The sequence below is a fragment of the Olleya sp. NP1-10 genome (assembly GCF_055804415.1).
Genome location: NZ_CM147840.1, coordinates 3,212,881 through 3,233,181 on the forward strand (window position 1 = coordinate 3,212,881; position 20,301 = coordinate 3,233,181).

Below are 20,301 nucleotides of genomic sequence, written 5' to 3' on the forward strand. Positions count from 1 at the left end.
TAAGGTTATTAAATTTGATTGCTAGTTTCTAAACAAAATTGTTTAGCTACTTCAAGGTCTTTGCAGACTTTAAATGGTATAATTGGGTCATAAATGCGCTTATAAGATGCTATTAACAACTTAGTAGCCATAGAATTTGTAATAAATGCCTGAGAGATACTAGAATTGTTTAATAGACTATTTTTAGCAATAAACTTTGCAGCCTCTGTTGAAAACGTACCTCTAAAACCTCTTAAATCAATAACAGAAGACATAGACAGACCTTCACTAATTTGAAGTATACCACTAAAGTATTTTTTAGCTGTGTTTAAGTCTAAAACAAAATCTGATTGATTTTGAGTAAACTCAAAATAAAGTATATTGTCATAATCTGTCCAAAATTTTGCTTGTCCTATTGTTACCATTTTTTTCATTTTTAGATTTAACTAATAGAATTATAGGCTTGGTTATCCTCTATACAAAATCTAACAGCAGATATTGTATCTACAAATATTAAATCTGGCATCGCTGGATTACAGAAAAAACTAACAACCTTTAATAATACACTTAACTTAAACGAGTTAACCAAAAACGTTTTTGACAATGCTAAAGATTTGATGATTCTATTTTTTGACAATAACTTAAACACTCTAATAGAACTATTAAAATCCAATACTTCAAGATTAAATAGTATAGGCATGTGTGCACCTTCAGAAAGCTTGGTGATGGCTTCCTTAAAAATTTGATCTAAGTCTTCTGGACGATTACAATCTGAGAACGTATTAAATACCTTACAGTAGATTATATTTTGATCGACCCAAAACTTTAAGTCATTGATTAATAATTGTTTTCTCATTGTCGGTTTTATTTAAAAAACAACAAACAATACGAATGCCAAAACTTATATAAATATACAAATAAATTCTAAACAACTATATATCAATGATTTAAAATATCTCACTAGTTTGTATAATACTTTATCACAAATCGGTATTCCGTCATTTTTTACCGATTAAAGACACTACTCACGGAATACCGTTACTTTTATTTAGGTTTTTTAATGCCTAGTTTAGACATTCTATCGCGTAAAGTACTTGGTTTAAGACCCAACAATTCTGACGCACCTTTTTCTCCGCTAATTTTCCAATTGCAGCCTTCTAAAACTTCGAGTATATGATTACGCAATACAGAATCAAGACTTAAGTCTTTACTATTAATACGTTGTTTAATTTTTTGATTAGCGGTTTCAAACCCTGGCACAATTAAAGTATCTCCCGAGGATAGTATTAATGCACGTTCAACCAAGTTTTCAAGCTCCCGAATATTTCCAGGCCAATTGTAAGCTTTTAATTTAGTCATTGCTTCATCGGAAATGTATTTAACTTGCTTATCATAAGCTTTATTAAATTTATCTACAAAATGTTCTACCAATAACGGAACATCATCTTTTCTATCTCTTAATGAAGGGACATTTATAGGAAATACATTAAGTCTAAAATATAAATCTTCTCTAAACTGTTTTTTCTTAATCTCCTCTTCAAGGTCTCTGTTAGTTGCTGCAATGACTCTAACATCTAAAGTCTTTGTTTCTATACCTCCAACAACTTCAATTTCGCCTTCTTGCAAAAATCTTAATATTTTAGGTTGCATGTCCAATGGAAGCTCTCCTATTTCGTCTAAAAATAGTGTACCACCATCTGCTAATTCAAATTTCCCTATTTTATCAGCAAATGCACCAGTAAACGATCCTTTTTTATGACCAAACAATTCACTTTCAATAAGCTCTCTTGGTATTGCAGAGCAGTTAACTTTTATTAATGGTTTATTGTTTCTTGTACTTATATTATGGATTGCTCTAGCTAACAATTCCTTTCCTGTACCAGACTCACCTAGCAATAAAACCGTAGCATTTGTTGGTGCGACTTGCTCTACTTGCGTTAAAACGTCACTAAACTCAGCACTTCCATAAACCATTTCTTCATAGTTAAAAACAAGATCAAGCTCGTTTCTAAGGTATACGTTTTCTCTTTCAAGTTGTTTACGTAAATCATTTAACTCTAAATTAGCTTCGGTTAATTGCTGGTTAGTTTTAGCAATTTCTTTTTCGGCCAACGTACGCTGTTTACTTTCTACCATTAAGGAAACAATACTAGCTATTGATGTTGCAAAACTTTCTTCTTCATGGGTGAAAACACGATTTGGTGCTCGACATTCAAAACTTATAATTCCGTAATGTTTATTTCTTCCGTAGATTAAAACGTCTACTCTTGAAGTGATTTGATTAGGTTTAAAATATTTTTCTGAAAATGCTTTGGTTAATGGATTTGCATTTACATCTGATATATTAATACTATTTTTAGTTTCAAAAATGTTAAAATAGTCAGGAAAATCTTTCTTATAAATAGTTAACTTTTCTATTTGAGAATCACCTGTTAAAGAATTATAATGAAGCTTACTTAATAACTGATTATCATTGTCTTGGTACTTCCAAATAGTAACAAAAGCAATATCTAAAGCATTTGCTGAGGTCTTTGCTATTTTTAGTAAAGATGAATTAAAATCTTCTCCAATAAGGTTAGCCAACTCTATAATAGTGTTTTTACGTTGGTTAGATAAAATTATATTGTCTTTTAAAATATTTTCAGCTTTAACACTTAATGAAATATCATTTATAGTTGCAAAATAAGCTTTTACTTTTCCGTTTTTACCTTTTATCATAGAATAGGATAATGAAGCTGGAAAATACTCGCCATTTTTTCTTTTTAATGTGACTTTAATATTGGATCCTAATTTTTGACTTGGATTTTCAAATAAATCAAAAATATCATTATTTTTTTCTGGAGGCCAATATGGAAAAGGAGGTTTTACACCTAATAATTCGTCTTCAGAAAAGCCTGTCATTGTACATAGTGCTTTATTAACTTTTATATGCTTACTATCTAAATCTACAACTGATAATCCTTCATGTAATGACGTAATTAACTCCTCGGAAAACTCTTTTTCTAATTTTAGTTCTCTTTCAGCTTCCTTTCGCTCTGTACTCTCCACCATCAACGACACCACACTTGCTATTGATGTTGCAAACTCCTGATCCTCTGCAGACCATTTTTTTAATGGTTTACCAACATGCTCAAAACACAAAACACCATAATAACCTTCTGCGCTATTAATAAATACATCCATTAATGAAGTTATATTATTTGGTACTAAGTAATCTTTAGCAAATGCTTTAGTTAATTTATTTTTTTGCGCATTGGTGACTATTATGGTTTCTTTTTTATCTAAAGCACGAAAATATTCTGGGTTATCATTATCAGATAATGCTGTACCTGATTGATATTTTTCTGTCTCAAGACTAAATATTTTTTGACAGGTTAATTGATTCATCTTTGTATTAAAACTCCAAACACTAACTCTAGCCACGTTTAATGTTTTTGAAGCTAATTCTGTAATTTTTTTAAATGAATGATTTAAATCTTCACCAATTAAATTTGTTAATGAAATTATAGCCTCCTTTTTCTGATTAGATTTAAAAGCTGAATCTTCTAGAATTTTTTTGCTTTCTCTTCTTTTGATATATCTTTTAAAGTGGCAAAAAGAGCTGTTAAAGTATTTTTATTGTCCTTAATATATCCAGTTGTAAAGGATACTATTATTTTTTCGCCATTTTTTTTAATTAATCTACCTTTTGTATTTTGCTTATTACCTTTTCTGGTTTCTGTTATTGCTTTAGTTATTGATCCCTCATCATCTAAAAACTCAAAAGGAAATGGCCTTTTCATACCTACTAACTCTTCTTCTTCATAGCCCAGTAATTTAGTTACCGATGGATTAACTTTTAGAATCTCTCCTTTAAAATTTATTATAATAAGCCCTTCTTGAAGAGACATTATTAAATTGTCTGCAAACTCATTAGCAATTTTTAATTCTAACTCTGCTGTTTTACGCTCTGTGATATCTTGAATTGTACCTACAAAATTAATTGGCGTATTATTTTTTAAGAATATTTCTCCTAAACCATGAACCCATTTTACTTCTTTAGTATTAAGTGTTTTGACACGATACTCTAAATCAAATTTTCTGTTTTGTTTTTGACATCTTATCATCTCATGCTTAACAAGCCTTTTATCTTCTGAAACAACTATATTTTGCCATAAGGAGAAAGGAATGTTTTTTTCTTGTTTGACACCTATTATTGTATTAAAGTTTATAGATGTTATTGCTATTTTGTTAACCAAATCAAGGTTAAAACTTCCAATTTTAGCAATTTCTTGTGCAATAATTAGAGATTGCTCTTTTTCTAGCAATGTAATTTCTGATCGTTTTCTTACTGTAACATCTTGAATTGTACCTATCATTTTGATAGGATTACCTGTATTGTCAAAAATGGCTTCCCCTACGCCTTGTACCCAAATTTCTTTATTATCAATTGGCCTTAATATTCTGTACTCTTTATTAAAACGTTGTTTTAACTTTACACATTCCAAAAAGTATTGATATATATGATCTCTATCCAATGGATGTATTAAATTTACCCAATTATCTATTGTACGTTGATAATCTTGGTTTATCCCAAATATGTTAAACATGACTTCAGAGCTATCCCAAGTCATGTTTAATAAATCTATAGTGTAAGAGCCTATGTTACCAATTTTTTGGGATTGCTTTAAAACATACTCGCTTTCTTGTAATTTTAATTGCGATACTTTACGACTTGTAATATCTTGTATGGTACCAATTAATTTGATTGGCTTATCATTTTTATCAAATAACGCTTCAGCAATACCATGTACCCAAATCACTTTATTATCTTCGGGTCTAATTACTCTATATTCTTTTGAAAACCTTTTATTATTAACGATACAGTCTTCTAAATGATTATTAAGACTATCTCTGTCTTCTGGATGTATGTAATTATTATTCCAATTAGACACTGTTTTTTCAAATGTGTGATCAATACCAAATATATCGTCTAAAACTTCAGAGCATTGCCAAGTCATCGTTTTTAAATCTATTGTTATAGACCCAATACTAGCTACTTCTTGAGATTGTCTTAAACTATACTCACTTTCTAATAATTTTATTTCGGATAATTTACGTTCAGTAATATCTTGTATAGTACTAACCATTTTTATTGGCTCACCTTCTTGATTAAAAATTAGCCTACCAATGATATGTACCCAAATTTCTTTATTATCGCAATGCCTAATTACTCTAACCTCTTTGTTGAACTTTTTATGACTATTTATACAATATTCTAGATACCTATTTACCTCATCTTTATCTTCCGGATGGATTAAATTTTTCCAGTTTACTATTGTTTTATCAAAGTCTTTATCTATACCTAAAATATTATCTAAAATCTCTGAAGACTCCCAAATCATAGTTTTAAAATCTAAGGTTTTAGACCCAATATTGGCTACTATCTGAGATTGTTTTAATCGGTTTTCGCTCTCTTTTAATTTCTGTAATATTTGCTCTCGTTCTGTTACATCTTGAACGGTTGTAAAATTTATAATTGATTTTCCGTCATCATCTTTAATAGTAGACATAATAACGTGTGCCAAAAACTTGGTTCCGTCTTTACGTTTGTAAATTGTATTAATATTAGGGTTTGAAGTTCCTTTTTTTAGATTTTCATTATTTTGTTGAAGCACTTCAAGTTGTTCTGGTAAATGAAATGGATGTGGGATTTTTTTGCCCAATAATTCTTTTTCATTAAAACCTGTCATTTTACAAAAAGCAGGATTAACACTTAAAATCTCTGTATCTTCAGCTAAAACCACAAGACCTTCATGCATGGATTTAATCAGGTTTTCTGAAAACTCTTTAGCAGACTTAATTTCTTGAAGGTACTTTTTACGATCAGAAATATCTCTTGCAATTGCTAAAATTTTATCCTCTTTTATTAATCTAGAAGATATTTCAACATCAATAACAGTGTTGTCTTTTTTTATAAATTGTCTTTCAAAAACTACAGGGACTCCGTTTAATAATTGTGTATTATTATCACTATCCACAATGATATCTCCAACTAAAATATCTTGAATTTTTAGCTTAGAAAATTGGCTTTTAGTAAACCCTAAAGCCTTGGCTGAAAAATCATTAAACTCATGAATTGTACCATCCAAAGAATATACAACAATAGCATCACTTGCATGATTTATTAATGTTTTATAGGTTTCGTCTTTTCTTTTTATTTCTGAAACAATATTATGTTTAACTATTGCAATTTTTGCTAAATTAACTGCAAAATTAAGTTCTTGTATGTCATCAATAGTTGGAGAACTTACAGCCTTACTATAAATTGCAAAGGTTCCTAAAACAGTATTTTTTTCATCTAAAATAGGAAGTGACCAACAAGATTTAAGACCATGATTTAACGCTATTTCTTTATCATTTACCCAAAGTTTATCATTCTCTATATCTGAAACTATAACTGGTTTTTTAGAAAAAACTGCAGTACCACATGATCCTTTTTCTGGATGAATATTTAATTTTTCAATGCCCTTTAAATATTGTTTAGGTAGCGAAGGTGAAGATTTAAGATGTAATTGTTTTCCGTTTTTACTAAGTAAACTTATACACCCCAAATAGTTAGGATGATTACTCTCATAATTAAGCAATAATTGATCAAAAATAGAATCTAAAGGTGTATTTAAAGCAATTAAATCTAAGATTTGATTTTTTTGGATTAATAACTGCTCTGCTTTTTTACGCTCTAAAACTTCATTACCTAAATCTAAGCTTTTTTGTTTTAGCTTATCTATTAATCTTTGACTGTAAAGCTTTAACACCTCATCTTCTGAGATATTAATTTGATGTTTAATTGATGTTGCTTTTTGATTTTTATCTAATATGTATTTTATTTCTTTTATTAATTCTTCATGTTCGATTGGTTTTCTTAAAAAAGAAGCAGCACCTAACTTTAATGCAAAATCTTCGTCTAACTTGGCTGTATATGTTGACGTATAAAACACAAACGGAATATTTCTATAATCACTATTTGCTTTACAGGCTTTACAAAACAAATACCCATCCATTATTGGCATTAAAATATCCGAAATTATTAAATCTACTTGATATTTTTTTAAAACCTGTAAACCCTCTTGTCCGTTATTTGCTTCCAGTACTTGAAACCCTTCTTTTTCTAATATCACCCTTAATAAGTATAGGTTTTGAAAGGTATCATCTACTATTAAAATTGTTTTAGAATCCATGAGCTATTTGTAATCTTTACTTAATGTATTTTGATTTATTGATTAAATGGTAATTTGAAGGTAAAACGACTACCTTGATTAAGCTTACTTATTACTTCTATTGTTCCCCCTAATTTTTCGACTAAACTTTTGGTTATTGCTAATCCTAATCCTGTACCTTCATGACTTCGGCTTAAGCCACCTTCTAATTGCATAAACGGTTTAAATAAATGACTTAAATTTTGTTTACTAATACCTATACCTTGGTCTATAACCTGAGTTATTATCCAATCTTTTTCTTGACTAACCTTAATTGTTATTGTTCCGGAGTTAGAAAACTTTATTGCATTACTTATTAAATTAATTAAAATTTGTTTTACCCTGCGTTGATCACTTTGTAAATTAACTTTAGTTACATTAACTTCTGCCATTATAGTTAGCTGTTTTTTTTGAGCTTGAGGCATTAATATTGCTATAGTTTTTTCTAGTGTCAGTAAATAGTCAAATTCTTTTAAAACTACATCTAGTTTACCTGCTTCAATTTTAGAGATGTCCAAAACATCATTAATTAGACCTAATAAGTGGTCACTACTAGATTTAACCATAGATAATTGCTTTTTTTGTTCATCATTTAATGGTCCTGAAAACTCTTTTAAAAGCACACTAGTAAAGCCTAATATAGAGTTCATTGGTGTTCTTAACTCATGTGACATCGTAGCTAAAAAAGCTGATTTCATTAAATCTGCAGACTGCGCTTTTATCTTTTCTTCTTCTAACTGAGCAGTACGTTTTACCACCAATTCTTCTAATTTATTTTTATGCTTCTCTAACTCTATTTCGGTTTGTTTAATATGTGTAATATCTCTAATCACACCAATGATAAAACGGTTTCCTTTATTATCTATAAACCTTGTTTTTTTTGTCGAAATAGTTTTGGTTATTATTTTAGAGACTTCAAAGGTTTCTTCTATAACGGTTTCTAATCCTGAAGAAAGTACGGATGCATCATTTTTCAAAAAATCAAATGAGGTTGTACATAATTGATTTATAGTTTTTGTTTTATTTAAAATCTCTTCTTTAGTTAAATTAAAAAAAGTACAAGCTGCATTATTAACTAGAATCACCTCACTTTTTTCATTTTTCACAAAAACAGGATCTCCAATATTGTTTATAATATTATCTAAGTAAATTTTACTTGATTTAATTTGGTCTTCAGACTTTTTACGTTCGGTAATATCCAAGCACGTTCCTAAATAGCCATATAAAGTTTTATTAACGTCAAATAACCCAATAGCTTTAACAGTTAACCAGGTTACAATTCCTTTTTTATTTATAAACCTACAATCCACCTCGAAGTCTACTTTACCTATTATAGACGCTTGCCATGCTTTTAAAACACGGACTTTATCTTCTTGATGCAGTCCATTTATCCAACCATAACCTAAAGCTTCTTTAAACGATAAACCAGAATAATTAATCCATTCTTGATTAACAAAATTGCAAGCACCATCTTTATTGGTTTTAAATATACCTACAGGTGCATTTGCAGCTAAGCCTCTAAATAATTTTTCGCTTTTAATTAATCTCTCTTCTGCAATTTTACGATCACTAATATCTACTAAAACACCTATATACCCATAAAGTTTGTTTTGCGCATTATAAGTCCCAACAGCTTTAACGGACACCCATTTAATTTTTCTTTTTTTGTTTAAAAACCTAAAATCCATATTAAAGTCTTTACCTGTAGGTACAATTTGCATCCAAGCATCAACAACATGATCTCTGTCTCCTGGATGGATTGCTTCTATCCAACCAAAACCCATTGCTTTTTTAAATGGTATCTCTGCACAATCTATCCATTGTTGGTTAACAAAATTACAGGCTCCTTCTAAATCTGTTTTAAATATTCCGACTGGTGCATTAGCTGTTAAGCCACGAAAAAGTTTTTCACTGTTAATTAATTTTTCTTCAGCAATTTTTCGGTCTGTCGTATCTAAAGCCATTCCTATATAACCATTAGGATTATTTTCAGAATCATAAGTCCCTACGGTTTTTACAGATACCCATCTAACAGAATTGTCTTTATGCTTAAATCTAAAATCTGTTTCAAGCTCAAATACATCAGACTTCATGTAGTGCTCCCACTCTACTACTATCCTGTCATTATCATCAGGGTGAATTGCTTTGGACCAACCGTAACCCATTGCCTCATCGTAAGTAATTCCTGCATATTCAGTCCATTTCTCATTTACGTAGTTGCAAAATCCGTTAACATCTGTTTGAAAAATGGCTGCAGGAGCTTTGGAGGTTAATCGTTTAAACAGTATCTCACTTTCTATTAATTTTTCTTCAGAACGTTTTCTTTCGGTTATATCTGTAAAGTATATGGATAATCCATCTTCTGTTGGATACACCCTATTTTCAAACCACTTATCGTATAACTCAAAATAATCTTCAAAAGACTGTGTTTGTTTAGTTTTAACTGCTGTTTGATAAGCATCCTCAAACTTACTTTTAACAATCTCAGGAAATTCGGTCCAAAGATGTTTGCCCAAAATAGCTTTAGGATCACGTTGCATTAACTCGCCTGCCTTTTTATTGACATAAGTATAACACCAATTATTGTCTAATAAAATAAACCCATCGGTAATATGATCTAAAGTATTTTCTAGTCTATAGGCTAATTTTTTTGAACAATTAGATCTAAATACTTTTTTCTATAATTTAAAACTGAAGATAAATCGTTGTTTTTGAAAAAACCAAACAAATTATGAGGCTTATATTCTGTAGTATTCTGAACTAATACAACATGAGCAATAACAGCATCCTTTTCATTTTTGACATTTGACACATAAGCTATTACGGGATATTGACTTCCATTTTTATGTTGATATATGCCATTAAACTCTCCCTTTAATTGCTCTTTGATAATGTGGTTAAACCTTGCACTAAATTCCTCTTTTTTATCTTTTGGCCAAAAAAGAAATGGGGTACTTGTGCCTAAGAGCTCTTTTTTTGAAAAGCCAGACATATTACAAAATTCAGTATTGACACTTATGATTTTTCCATTAGCATCAAAAACGACAAAACCTTCCTCTAAAGATTCTAAATAGTCGTATCCAAAACCGTTTAATTGGTTTAGTATGTTGATTTTCTTTTTAGTCATAAAATTTTGCATTAGCAAAAAAATGGTTTTATTAAATTGTCAAAAATTTAACAATAAGGGAGAACAGACTAATAAACCATTAAAATAATATTTTATAATTTAATAAAGTAATTTTCGTATAAAAAACAATATCCTTTATGATTATAGACTTAAAATTAACCAACTAAGTTTCATCCAAATATTCCTTGTAGATAATTAAACTCTTTACTTAAAAGGTTACGATAAGTTATTTGTATCAAAGGACTCTCCTTATTTATGTAATTTAAAAATCATTGAATACAGTGAGTTTAAAAAAGTCAATTACTAGTATCTTGCCTAAACATATTTAGGTCTATTTAGATAGATTATTAATTACTACTAATTATAAAAATAAGATTACAGTATGATACCTGTAGAAGACGCACATAAATATATTAAAACCTATAGCAAGCCTGCAATTGATAGATTTGACTTTAGGCAGTTTTCACAACCTTATAGAGTGTTAGCTAAAATTTTAGGTCAAATAGAAAAAGAGAAATACGTTAATTATTATGTTGACGATTTTATTGAAGCTTTTGACAACCCAATAACTGTTAATCCTTGGGCTAATCCTGAAGGTATGCGTTTAGGCATACAACTTTACGGAGTCATACAAGCGCCATATTTATCATCGTTATGGGATTTTATTGACACACTACCCTATCAAACAGATTATAATAAAAAAGCATTTAGATCTAAACCTAACAAAACCATTTTAATAAACAAACTTGACTATTTTATAAAATTTTTAAACTTTAGTCGTATTGGGTTTAATGGTTTATCGTTACAAGAACATTTTCAATACAGTACCTATTACCCTAACGCTAACAGTTATTTTTTAGCTACAGTATTACACAATGCTGAAGGTATGTTTGATACATTATTAGAAGATATAATTCAAGGTGAAGATGAGATTGGTGGAGTAAGTTCTGATATTATAAAAGCAATGTTACTATCTGAAGACCAAAAGCATTGGGAAATGGTCGGAAAACTTTTATTGGCAGCACAACGCCAAGAAGGTTTAAGACAAATCATCTTAGAGGCTTTAGATTATGCAAGTCTTGGTGCTTTTAAATATATAATTAATATTCTTATAGCAAACGATTTAACCAGATTTAGTAGTGTCACTAGAGCTATTAATACATGGTTTGGTTTAAATTGGGAAACCCCTAAAAAGGCCACTTTAAATCGCGTATTAAAAACTGCACAGTCATTAATTTTAAATCTAGCAGAAGTAGATACTCTTTTAAAAAGCAAAGATAATTTAGATATCTATATTGCCTTATGGTCCATTGGTATTTTAGATGTAGATCGTGCTAACGCTAAAGCTTTAGATATTGTAATGACTTCTGAAGATAGAAACAAAAAGATCTTAGCCCTCTATTTTATCTATCAAACCGAAAGAACCAATGATGCATTGGTTAATTATTTTATAACCCAGGTTGGTAAAGATTATGCTTTAGACCATTGGATGGCTGTAAACTTACCCACAACAACTTTAGATAATACGACTTTTGAAAAATTATTTAACGTTGCTAAAACGGTCTCTGAAAACGACAAAACCTTTGAAAGCAATATCTTTTCATGGTGGACTTTTAAACCTGGACCTAACTATTTTTTCAGATTTTTAATTAATAGTGCCACAGAGCAACAATTAGAAATTCTTGGTAAGGATTTAGACCAACTTCCAACCGAGTTTAGAGAAAACTATATCTGTAAAGTATTTCCTAAACATTACAGTTACTCTTTTTACAGTTTAAATAAAAAAACTACTAAAAAGGATCAATTAGATTTAAATCAAACCTCTTGGAAAAGAACCTTAGCTAGACAAGCCGTTTACAACCGAAATGAAATGGTTATGGCTACAGGTCTAAATATATTTAGCAAAATGCATCTTTATGATGAAGAATTAGAGATTGCACAAGATTTATTAAGACGAAAAAGTAAAGGCTTACGCACCAACCTGATACGGTTAATAATTTCATTAAAATCGTTTCGCATGAGGACTTGTGTAACACATTTAATATCTGCTAAAAACATAAATCAAAGACTTGCTGGTTTAGAAATATTGACGCTATTACATGAAGACAATAAAGACCAATTGTTTATTAAAGACCAATTAAACGTTTATAATCAACGTCCTAAAATCAGTAAAAACGAACAGGTCTATTTAGATAAATTTTCAGACACTAATAAAGAGTTTAATTTTAGTAATGGTTTTGGTGTTATTGACTATTCTAATCTTACAGCTTTATACCAACCAGAAAGCTGTTTTGAGAAAAAACTAGCTTTTTTGATAAATTAGGAATTTCTACTTCACAAGCTTCAGGGTTTAAATTCAGCGAATTTATTGATACTAATAAAATTATTAGCCAAGTTAACCTATTAATAAACATTGTTAATAACCACAAAAACCAGGAATATCAACATGAAGGTTATCAAGGTGAAATACAAACTTTATACATAGAAAAAGGAATACACGACATAAAACGATTAAATGAAGAGGCTTCAGCTTTGGATAAGTTAAACAATATCCCATTAGCTAATTTATGGATTGAATGGTACGACAATAGTGGCTTAAATGATTTCGAATTATATTCAGTCATAAGATATTTAAATCGTAGTAGCTACCCTTTTGGAAACTATAAAGCATTAGAACCTTTTTTAAGACAATATTACCCTGATTTAAACGGTTTAAATCTAGATACAAAAGATAACTATCACATCAAATTACACAACTATAAAACCATTTTAAAACGTCTGTTTTATGCTTACGCTGAAACTAATGTTATAGGGTCGTTTAAATTAAATGTATTAGAAGACATCATTGCTAACTTTCCTAAAAAATATAAGCTAACTGGTTTCCAGGATAATGGTTACCATTATACAACCACATTTAATTGGACCAGTATTATATTACCACTTACACCTAATTTTGGATTAGAGACATTACACCAACTATCTAAACAAGAGCTTTTAAGATACTGGAATATCCATATGTATTTAGTTGCTCAAAATTACTCACATCCTTCAGACGCAACAAGTATTGATGTTATTACAGAAAGTAATAAAAAACCTAAAAACTTGGAGTTTCCTGATATTGAAATAACGATTAAGCTATATCAAGAGGGATTAATAAATGTAGACGACTTACTCTTTCAAGCACTACATTCTAGCAGTTTAATGACCATTATTGATGGTGGATTTAATTACAGAATGAACTACAAAAAAGGACTCAAACAAAACATGATTCCTAAACACGTCTTTCTACCTTTAAAAACTAATTTATTAGAAACGGAGTTAGAACGAGGTGATCTTGCAACACCTGCTTCAGGATACGTTAGTGCTATTCATAAAGTTGAAGGTGTAGATTATGTTTTTAGAATTTTAGAACGTCTTGGCAAAGAAAACTTTGAACGTGGTTACAGCTATTATGTTGACAGTAAAAAATCTAAGTTTAGTGCCTTACTAAAAAAGACCATTTTTAAAGACACTGAAGACTATGCAGACTTTGCTAAGCATGCTGACCAAGCTAAAATTCCTAAAAAACGATTAATAGAGCTTGCTTGTTATGCCACACAATGGGCAGCTGTTGTTGGTCAATATTTAAAAATAGACAACCTTGAAAACGCTGTATGGTGGTTTCAGGCACATGCATCAGATTACATGAATAGTGAAAAGGAAACTATAATTTCACGTTATTCAGAAATTCCTAAAAACGATTTCAAGCTAGGAGCTATAGACATAGATTGGTTTAACAAAGTATACAAAAGCTTAGGTAAAACCAACTGGAAAATACTACACGAAGCAGCCAAATACATTTCAGATGGTAATGGTCACAGACAAGTAAAATTATATTCAAGTGTCATGCTTGGCGAAGTTAAAATTACTGAAACCTTAAAAAAAATTAAAGATAAACGTGATAAAGACTACGTTCGTGCTTTAGGTTTAATTCCTTTAAGTAAAACTGTTCCAGAAAAGGACGTCTTAAAACGTTACAACTTATTACAAGACTTTTTAAAACAAAGTAAACAGTTTGGTGCACAAAGACAAGAAAGCGAAGCCATTGCAGTCACTATAGCATTAGATAATTTATCAAGAAATGCGGGTTATAAAGATCGTGTTAGGTTTAGTTGGGCAATGGAAGCTAAAGCCACTAAAGCTATTATGGATCAAGCATTACTAACCATTGACAATACTGAAATGGAACTAGTCATTAATGCTATTGGAAAAGCTGACATTAAAGTTACCAAAGCTGGCAAAACCTTAAAATCTATTCCTGCCAAATTAAGAAAAGACAAACAAGTTATTGCGCTTAAAAACAATAAAAACTATTTATCAAAACAGTACAGTCGCACGCGTTTATCCTTAGAAAATGCAATGGTAAACGAAGACCAATTTACTGCATCCGAAATTGATAAAATGATGCAGCATCCTATTGTAAAAGTAATGCTTAGTAAATTAGTGTTAATTAACCCTGAAACAAAACTATCAGGATTTTATAACAACGGAAGTTTAACAGACACTACTGGTACATCACAAAAACTTACAGCAGACACTATTTTATGTATTGCGCATGCCTCACAGCTGTACCAGGCTGTACAATGGGATTTATATCAAAAATATTTATTTGCAAACCGTATTACACAACCCTTTAAGCAAGTCTTCAGAGAATTGTATTTAATTACTAATGATGAGCGCGAACATAGCAACCGATCAGAGCGCTACCAAGGCCATCAAATTCAACCTAAAAAAACCGTAGCATTATTAAGGGGTCGTGGCTGGACCGTAAGCATGGAAGATGGTTTGCAAAAAGTATATCACAAACGCGGTTTTATTGCTACCATGTATGCTATGGCAGATTGGTTTTCGCCTTCAGACACAGAAGCACCAACACTTGAAGACATCTGTTTTCATTCTATAAATGATTATCAAAGCATACCGCTTACTAAAATCCCTTCGGTAGTTTTTAGCGAAATAATGCGAGACATTGACCTTGTTGTTAGCGTTGCACATGTTGGTGGAGTAGATCCTGAAGCGAGTCATAGTACAATGCAAATGCGTGCTGCATTGGCTGAAGAGTCTGCAAGGTTATTTCAGCTAAAAAATATTACGGTTAAAGAGCGTCACATATTTATAAAAGGGACCTTTGGAGAGTACAGAATACATTTAGGTAGCGGACAAGTCAGTAAAAATGGACTGGCTTTATCTATCATACCTGTACATAGTCAACACAGAGGTCGACTATTTTTACCTTTTGTTGATGACGACCCAAAATCTGCAGAAATCATTTCTAAAATGAAATTACTTTCTGAAGACAATAAAATACAAGACCCAACAATTTTAGCTCAAATAAACAGTTAATTTTAAAAACAATAATGGCGTTACCACACTTAGGTGTGGTCGGGCTTTTGTTGCAAGTCCTCGTGCAATTGCACTGTGGGCTTTCCACGACAATCCCTAACGCGAAAAAAACATCCTATGCAACTAACATTACAGCTAAAAAGATTAGGCAAAAAAAGTAAAACTTGTTCCGTTTACATTGGATAAAACCCCTAAAACTTTAGAACAATTATTAATAAGTTGTGTCACAAATCAAGTAGAAGCTTTTAATAATAAACGATTAGAAGTTAATGTTATTGGTTTTTTAAGTCCTTCAGAAATACAACATCAAGTCACCTCTGGAAAAGTAGATTTTGGTGAAATAACTAATAAAACGCTTGCTAATTTACAGCAATCCATAGACAATGTATTACTTGCATTTCAGGATGGACTATTTGTTGTTTTTATAGACGACAGTCCAATAACAGATTTAAAAACAGCCATAACTATAACTTCAGAAAGTCAAATTGCTTTTATCAGAATGACCTTTTTAGTTGGTACCTATTGGTAGATTTTTAATTCCTGATAATAAAAAATACACAAAACCAATTAGCTACACTAATTATGAATCATCATAAAATTTGGAGCAATTTATTAGTCAATCTAGAACTTGGCAATGAAGCTTCCAGCTATTGGAATATTACTTTGCAACCTACTGATATTTTGATTAATACATGTAATAACACGTTCCGTTTTAAACACGCAATCTTTACATTTGATGTCAATTCCGGAGTTAACTATAGTGATGATTATAAGCTATTTACAAAACAAGTTTGCGGACATGGTACTTACCAAAATTTAGACGCTAACGACATTCAACTTCAAACCTTAATTCTAGACTAGAATATTATAATTTCAAAGAAATAATTACATAGTTTTGCAAAAAAAGTCTTTAGTATTAAAAAGAAATGGTTACAATTACAAAAGCAAATCCAGAACATTCAAAACTTATAGCAACGCTTGGTAAGCAAACTTTTTTTGAATCCCATGGTCATAGTGCTTCTAAAGAAGATGTCGCTAATTTTATTAGTAAAACATACAATGAAGCTACTGTTTTAAAAGAATTTGAAAACCCTAATAGCGAGTACTATTTACTGTATATTGACCATACACTGGCTGGATTCTGCAAAATTCAACTGCACACACCAAATACTAATGTTAGCGATCAAAATATCACTAAATTAGATAGAATATATCTTTTAGAGGCTTTTCATGGTAAAAAACTTGGCGCTAAACTACTAGATTTTTGTATTCAAAAATCTAAACAACATCAACAAAATGGACTTTGGTTGGTCGTTTGGGTAGACAATCATAAAGCTATCGATTTTTACAATAAAATAGGCTTTAAAATTGTAGGTGTTTATGATTTTAAAATTTCTGAAACACATAGTAACCCTAATCATGTTATGTATTTACAATACTAAAACGTCCCTACTCCATTACTAATTCAATTTTCTAACATACAACATCACAATCTTAAAATTTTCAGAAGACAATTAACAACTAAATCTTTAAATCGCTGAATTCCGTGATAAAAAAAGTAAGTCACTTGTATAATTTTGTTTAAAACAATTAAACACAATACGCTATGAGTGATACTACAAACGAAGGAAATAAAGCCAATCAAGACGTTGAAAAAATAATAGAACAAACTAAAAATAGTGATCAAAAAATCTATCCGATTTTAAAACCTGGTGATTGGGTTGGTCTAAAAGCTGGCGCATTAAGTTCAACTTTAATTCCAAGCGAAAATGGAGCTGAAGTAGTGATAGGTTATGGAATTGACACACCAGACAACTTTGTGTTTTTGACAAAAAAACACCTAGAGACTATGGATGGCAAGCAAATTACGCAAAAAGCCTTCACTAATTTAGAAAAATGTGATCCAGGATTAACATATGTTGAAGCTCTGGATAACAAAGCACTTGGTGCTAACGGAAACGATTTTTCTAGTGAAACCATTCTTTCTAAAACCCATATGTTAAAAGCACATGCAATGCTAGACGCTGAAGAATTATTAGTATCAATACCACGCAGAACTTGCATGACCATTATCTCTAGACAAGAAGATAAAGAAATTTTAGAAAAATTTGCATACTTGCACAATTACACATGGAACGATGATAGCTTTGGTAACGCACCAATAACAAATTCATTTTTTATTGTAAAAGAAGGTACTATTGTTGGACATATACCAATAAAAGAATAAGTAAAGACCAATCATGACAATTATATTAATTTATAAATTTTAATATTTTGAAATATTTAGACTTTAGTATTAACAGCAGAGTACAAAATTTAATGGTCGATGTTTTTGATGCGGTAAGCGCATCGAAAGAATCGACCATAAAAATTAACGAATTATTAGACACCAGAAGTATTTTTGAGCTTGTTTTTGAGATTGTAAATACAACAGATTTTTATAATCATGATGATAATTTCATGCTAATAAAGTCTTTAAACATTGATGCCAAAACACAACATAAAGAAGAAGCGCTATTTAACATCTGGATGACTATGGGTAAAAACCTAAACACATCTAAAACACAAGAAGAATTTAATGCAAAATTCGCCTTATTTGTACCCATTATTTTAAAACGTATGGAAATGATAAACCGTATAGCTGTTTAAAAACAACTTATTATTAAGATATAAAAAGCTTTCAAAAAACTTCTTATACAAAGTTTTTTTTAAAACCCTAAAATAATACTTATCTATCTGATTGTCAAACCCCAAAAAAAACTATGAACATAGAAAAATTAATTAAAACTCGGGAGCCTTACCAAGAAAGATTATTTGAGAGTTTCTTAATCGAAAACATAAAGTCGTACGAAGAACTTGTGGACATTTATCAAATCTATAGACAAAATCATCCTGACAAGACTGTAATTTTAACCCTTGATGATTTAGGTCAAGCCGAATATACCAGTGGTCACGCTTGTGATTACAATTCTCTGCTAGATACAGATGGGTATGATTTATCTGGACTCGATGAAGCTTGTTATGATGAAGACAACGAGCATTTGGGGCATCTTTCTACACCATCGGAATATTTCATTATCAGAGAAAACTTTTTGAAACAAACAAAAGGAATTGATTTTAAAACGGTTTGCGAAAAAGGCATAGACAATGCTGAAGACGATGTTATAGATTTAGAAAACATTAATAAATCTCCATTAGCTTTTTTAGACCAACAAGTTATCTTGAAAATTCTTCCTGTTGAAAAACCATACGAAGGACTTACTGGATTTCCGAATGGATATTTTGATGCCGACTTCAGTCCTTTTGAAAATTACGCTTTATCGAAGCACTTATTTGAAACCTATAATTTTGAACTTTTTGGCATAGGGGCTTCCTTTTTAGGATTTATTAGAAATGAACCCTTAAAAGACAATAAATTAAAAGCATTGGTAATTGACTTAGCAAAATTGTACAACACCACCGAATCAGAATTTGAAAAATTAGCAAACATCATTAAAAATAAAAACCATTTATTTTTAAGATACACCGAATAATTTCAGTTCTAAAAAAACTAAAAAGCCCAATTATAAAATTTATAATTGAGCTTTTTTATTATTTAGGATGATAATCTAAAATTTACTCAGAAAATTGTTTTATAATTTCAAACAAGGTTAATTTAGTTCTCTTTATACTGCCATCATCGTGACGAAATAAATGTACTTTAGTATTATCATAGCAACCAAAAAACAATAAATCACCTTCAGAATTAGCACCAATAGCTTTACCTAAAGCTAATTTTTCTAAACTCCACCTGTACCCGTCTAAATCTTTAAATGTCGGGTTCATAAATTCACTTAACGTTTTAACATACGGATTTAATGCGTAAATACGGCTAACTTCCATTCCATCTATGTTGGTGCGTTCCATCATCTTTTCAAAATTATACAAGGTAAATTCTTCTTCCTCAAAAATTACAGTCCTTGGTTTTTCTGCAATAAACTCCCTGTAATTTTTTCTAAATAGTGGTTTTAGTTCATCTTCAGAGCTTACGATTAAGTCTTCATTCATAATAGTGTTTTTAATGTATTAGTTCTTCGTATTTTCCTTTGTTTTAGTATCTACAATCTGTAGTAGCGTTGGCATTCGGTATTTACCGTGCATATGTTGTATAGCGTTGCAAATGGATTCTTTATCAATACCCATAGAAGTCACATATAATGGTTTTTTACTTTCGCCACGAAACACTTCTTTAAACACCGCTGTTTTAGACACAAACTCAGATTTTGCAATACCAACAATCGGAATTTTATGGTCTAAAGCTTGGTACAAATAACCACCCAAACCCAAGTGTTTTTCTTCTAGAATCACATATCCATCTACAATAATTAATTCTACCTCATCTAAATTCACTTGTTTTAGTAAACTTAAAATACACGGCAATTCGCGTTTATAAAAGGAACCTGGTTCGTACGGTGCTACACCTTCAATAATATCGGTGTAAATTTTTGTTGGCTCTTCGTCTTCCCAATCGTTAAAGCTTACCGCAATGGTTTTGGCTTTTCCGTTATAATAATAAGTATCAAAAGCTAATATCAT

General features: G+C 30.4%; 16 protein-coding genes and 1 pseudogene. 8 read left to right on the forward strand and 9 right to left on the reverse strand.

Annotation, left to right across the window (positions count from 1 at the left end; genetic code table 11):
* Window positions 1-8: 8 nt before the first annotated feature.
* From AC0L4B_RS15130 to AC0L4B_RS15160, 7 genes and pseudogenes are all read right to left on the reverse strand, one after another.
* Window positions 9-404 carry a DUF7793 family protein gene (locus AC0L4B_RS15130; protein ID WP_473437664.1) on the reverse strand — a complete coding sequence of 132 codons (396 nt, stop codon included), beginning with the start codon at window positions 402-404 and terminating at the stop codon, window positions 9-11.
* A 17-nt stretch (window positions 405-421) separates the two neighbouring features.
* Window positions 422-835 (reverse strand): hypothetical protein, encoded by a 414-nt coding sequence (locus AC0L4B_RS15135; protein WP_473437665.1) that lies wholly within the window; start codon window positions 833-835, stop codon window positions 422-424.
* 188 nt (window positions 836-1,023) lie between these two features.
* Window positions 1,024-3,555 carry a sigma 54-interacting transcriptional regulator gene (locus AC0L4B_RS15140; RefSeq protein WP_473439449.1) on the reverse strand — a complete coding sequence of 844 codons (2,532 nt, stop codon included), beginning with the start codon at window positions 3,553-3,555 and terminating at the stop codon, window positions 1,024-1,026.
* On the reverse strand, window positions 3,525-7,199 hold the full coding sequence (locus tag AC0L4B_RS15145) for a PAS domain S-box protein (RefSeq protein WP_473437666.1): 3,675 nt from the start codon (window positions 7,197-7,199) through the stop codon (window positions 3,525-3,527). Before AC0L4B_RS15145 ends, AC0L4B_RS15140 begins: the two co-directional genes overlap by 31 nt.
* A gap of 35 nt (window positions 7,200-7,234) precedes the next feature.
* The gene (locus tag AC0L4B_RS15150; RefSeq protein WP_473439450.1) at window positions 7,235-7,915 is read right to left on the reverse strand and encodes a sensor histidine kinase; all 681 of its coding nucleotides are present in this window, start codon (window positions 7,913-7,915) and stop codon (window positions 7,235-7,237) included.
* Between the two features lie 102 nt (window positions 7,916-8,017).
* A pseudogene (locus AC0L4B_RS15155) lies at window positions 8,018-9,841 on the reverse strand (PAS domain S-box protein); the annotation flags it as partial.
* Between the two features lie 17 nt (window positions 9,842-9,858).
* Window positions 9,859-10,356, reverse strand: a complete 498-nt coding sequence (locus tag AC0L4B_RS15160) for a PAS domain-containing protein (protein ID WP_473437667.1) — start codon at window positions 10,354-10,356, stop codon at window positions 9,859-9,861.
* Between the two features lie 370 nt (window positions 10,357-10,726).
* Between AC0L4B_RS15160 and AC0L4B_RS15165 the strand changes: the two genes are divergently transcribed.
* The 8 genes from AC0L4B_RS15165 to AC0L4B_RS15200 all read left to right on the forward strand — a co-directional run bounded on the left by AC0L4B_RS15165 (window position 10,727) and on the right by AC0L4B_RS15200 (window position 19,259).
* Entirely contained in the window at window positions 10,727-12,667 is a 1,941-nt protein-coding gene (locus AC0L4B_RS15165) for a DUF5724 domain-containing protein (protein WP_473437668.1), read from the forward strand.
* Window positions 12,668-12,756: 89 nt separating this feature from the next.
* Window positions 12,757-15,726: a DUF5724 domain-containing protein gene (locus tag AC0L4B_RS15170; RefSeq protein WP_473439451.1), complete on the forward strand. Its 2,970-nt coding sequence runs from the start codon at window positions 12,757-12,759 to the stop codon at window positions 15,724-15,726.
* 178 nt (window positions 15,727-15,904) lie between these two features.
* Window positions 15,905-16,255 carry a hypothetical protein gene (locus tag AC0L4B_RS15175; protein WP_473437669.1) on the forward strand — a complete coding sequence of 117 codons (351 nt, stop codon included), beginning with the start codon at window positions 15,905-15,907 and terminating at the stop codon, window positions 16,253-16,255.
* A gap of 53 nt (window positions 16,256-16,308) precedes the next feature.
* On the forward strand, window positions 16,309-16,587 hold the full coding sequence (locus AC0L4B_RS15180; RefSeq protein WP_473437670.1) for a hypothetical protein: 279 nt from the start codon (window positions 16,309-16,311) through the stop codon (window positions 16,585-16,587).
* A 65-nt stretch (window positions 16,588-16,652) separates the two neighbouring features.
* Window positions 16,653-17,168 carry a GNAT family N-acetyltransferase gene (locus AC0L4B_RS15185; protein WP_473437671.1) on the forward strand — a complete coding sequence of 172 codons (516 nt, stop codon included), beginning with the start codon at window positions 16,653-16,655 and terminating at the stop codon, window positions 17,166-17,168.
* A 164-nt stretch (window positions 17,169-17,332) separates the two neighbouring features.
* Window positions 17,333-17,953: a DUF1444 domain-containing protein gene (locus AC0L4B_RS15190; RefSeq protein WP_473437672.1), complete on the forward strand. Its 621-nt coding sequence runs from the start codon at window positions 17,333-17,335 to the stop codon at window positions 17,951-17,953.
* Window positions 17,954-18,000: 47 nt separating this feature from the next.
* On the forward strand, window positions 18,001-18,375 hold the full coding sequence (locus AC0L4B_RS15195; RefSeq protein WP_473437673.1) for a hypothetical protein: 375 nt from the start codon (window positions 18,001-18,003) through the stop codon (window positions 18,373-18,375).
* A 113-nt stretch (window positions 18,376-18,488) separates the two neighbouring features.
* Entirely contained in the window at window positions 18,489-19,259 is a 771-nt protein-coding gene (locus AC0L4B_RS15200) for a hypothetical protein (RefSeq protein WP_473437674.1), read from the forward strand.
* 82 nt (window positions 19,260-19,341) lie between these two features.
* Here the strand turns inward: AC0L4B_RS15200 and AC0L4B_RS15205 are convergent, their stop codons facing one another.
* Entirely contained in the window at window positions 19,342-19,773 is a 432-nt protein-coding gene (locus tag AC0L4B_RS15205; protein WP_473437675.1) for a hypothetical protein, read from the reverse strand.
* Between the two features lie 18 nt (window positions 19,774-19,791).
* Complete coding sequence (locus tag AC0L4B_RS15210) at window positions 19,792-20,301, reverse strand: endonuclease V (RefSeq protein WP_473437676.1); 510 nt, start codon at window positions 20,299-20,301, stop codon at window positions 19,792-19,794.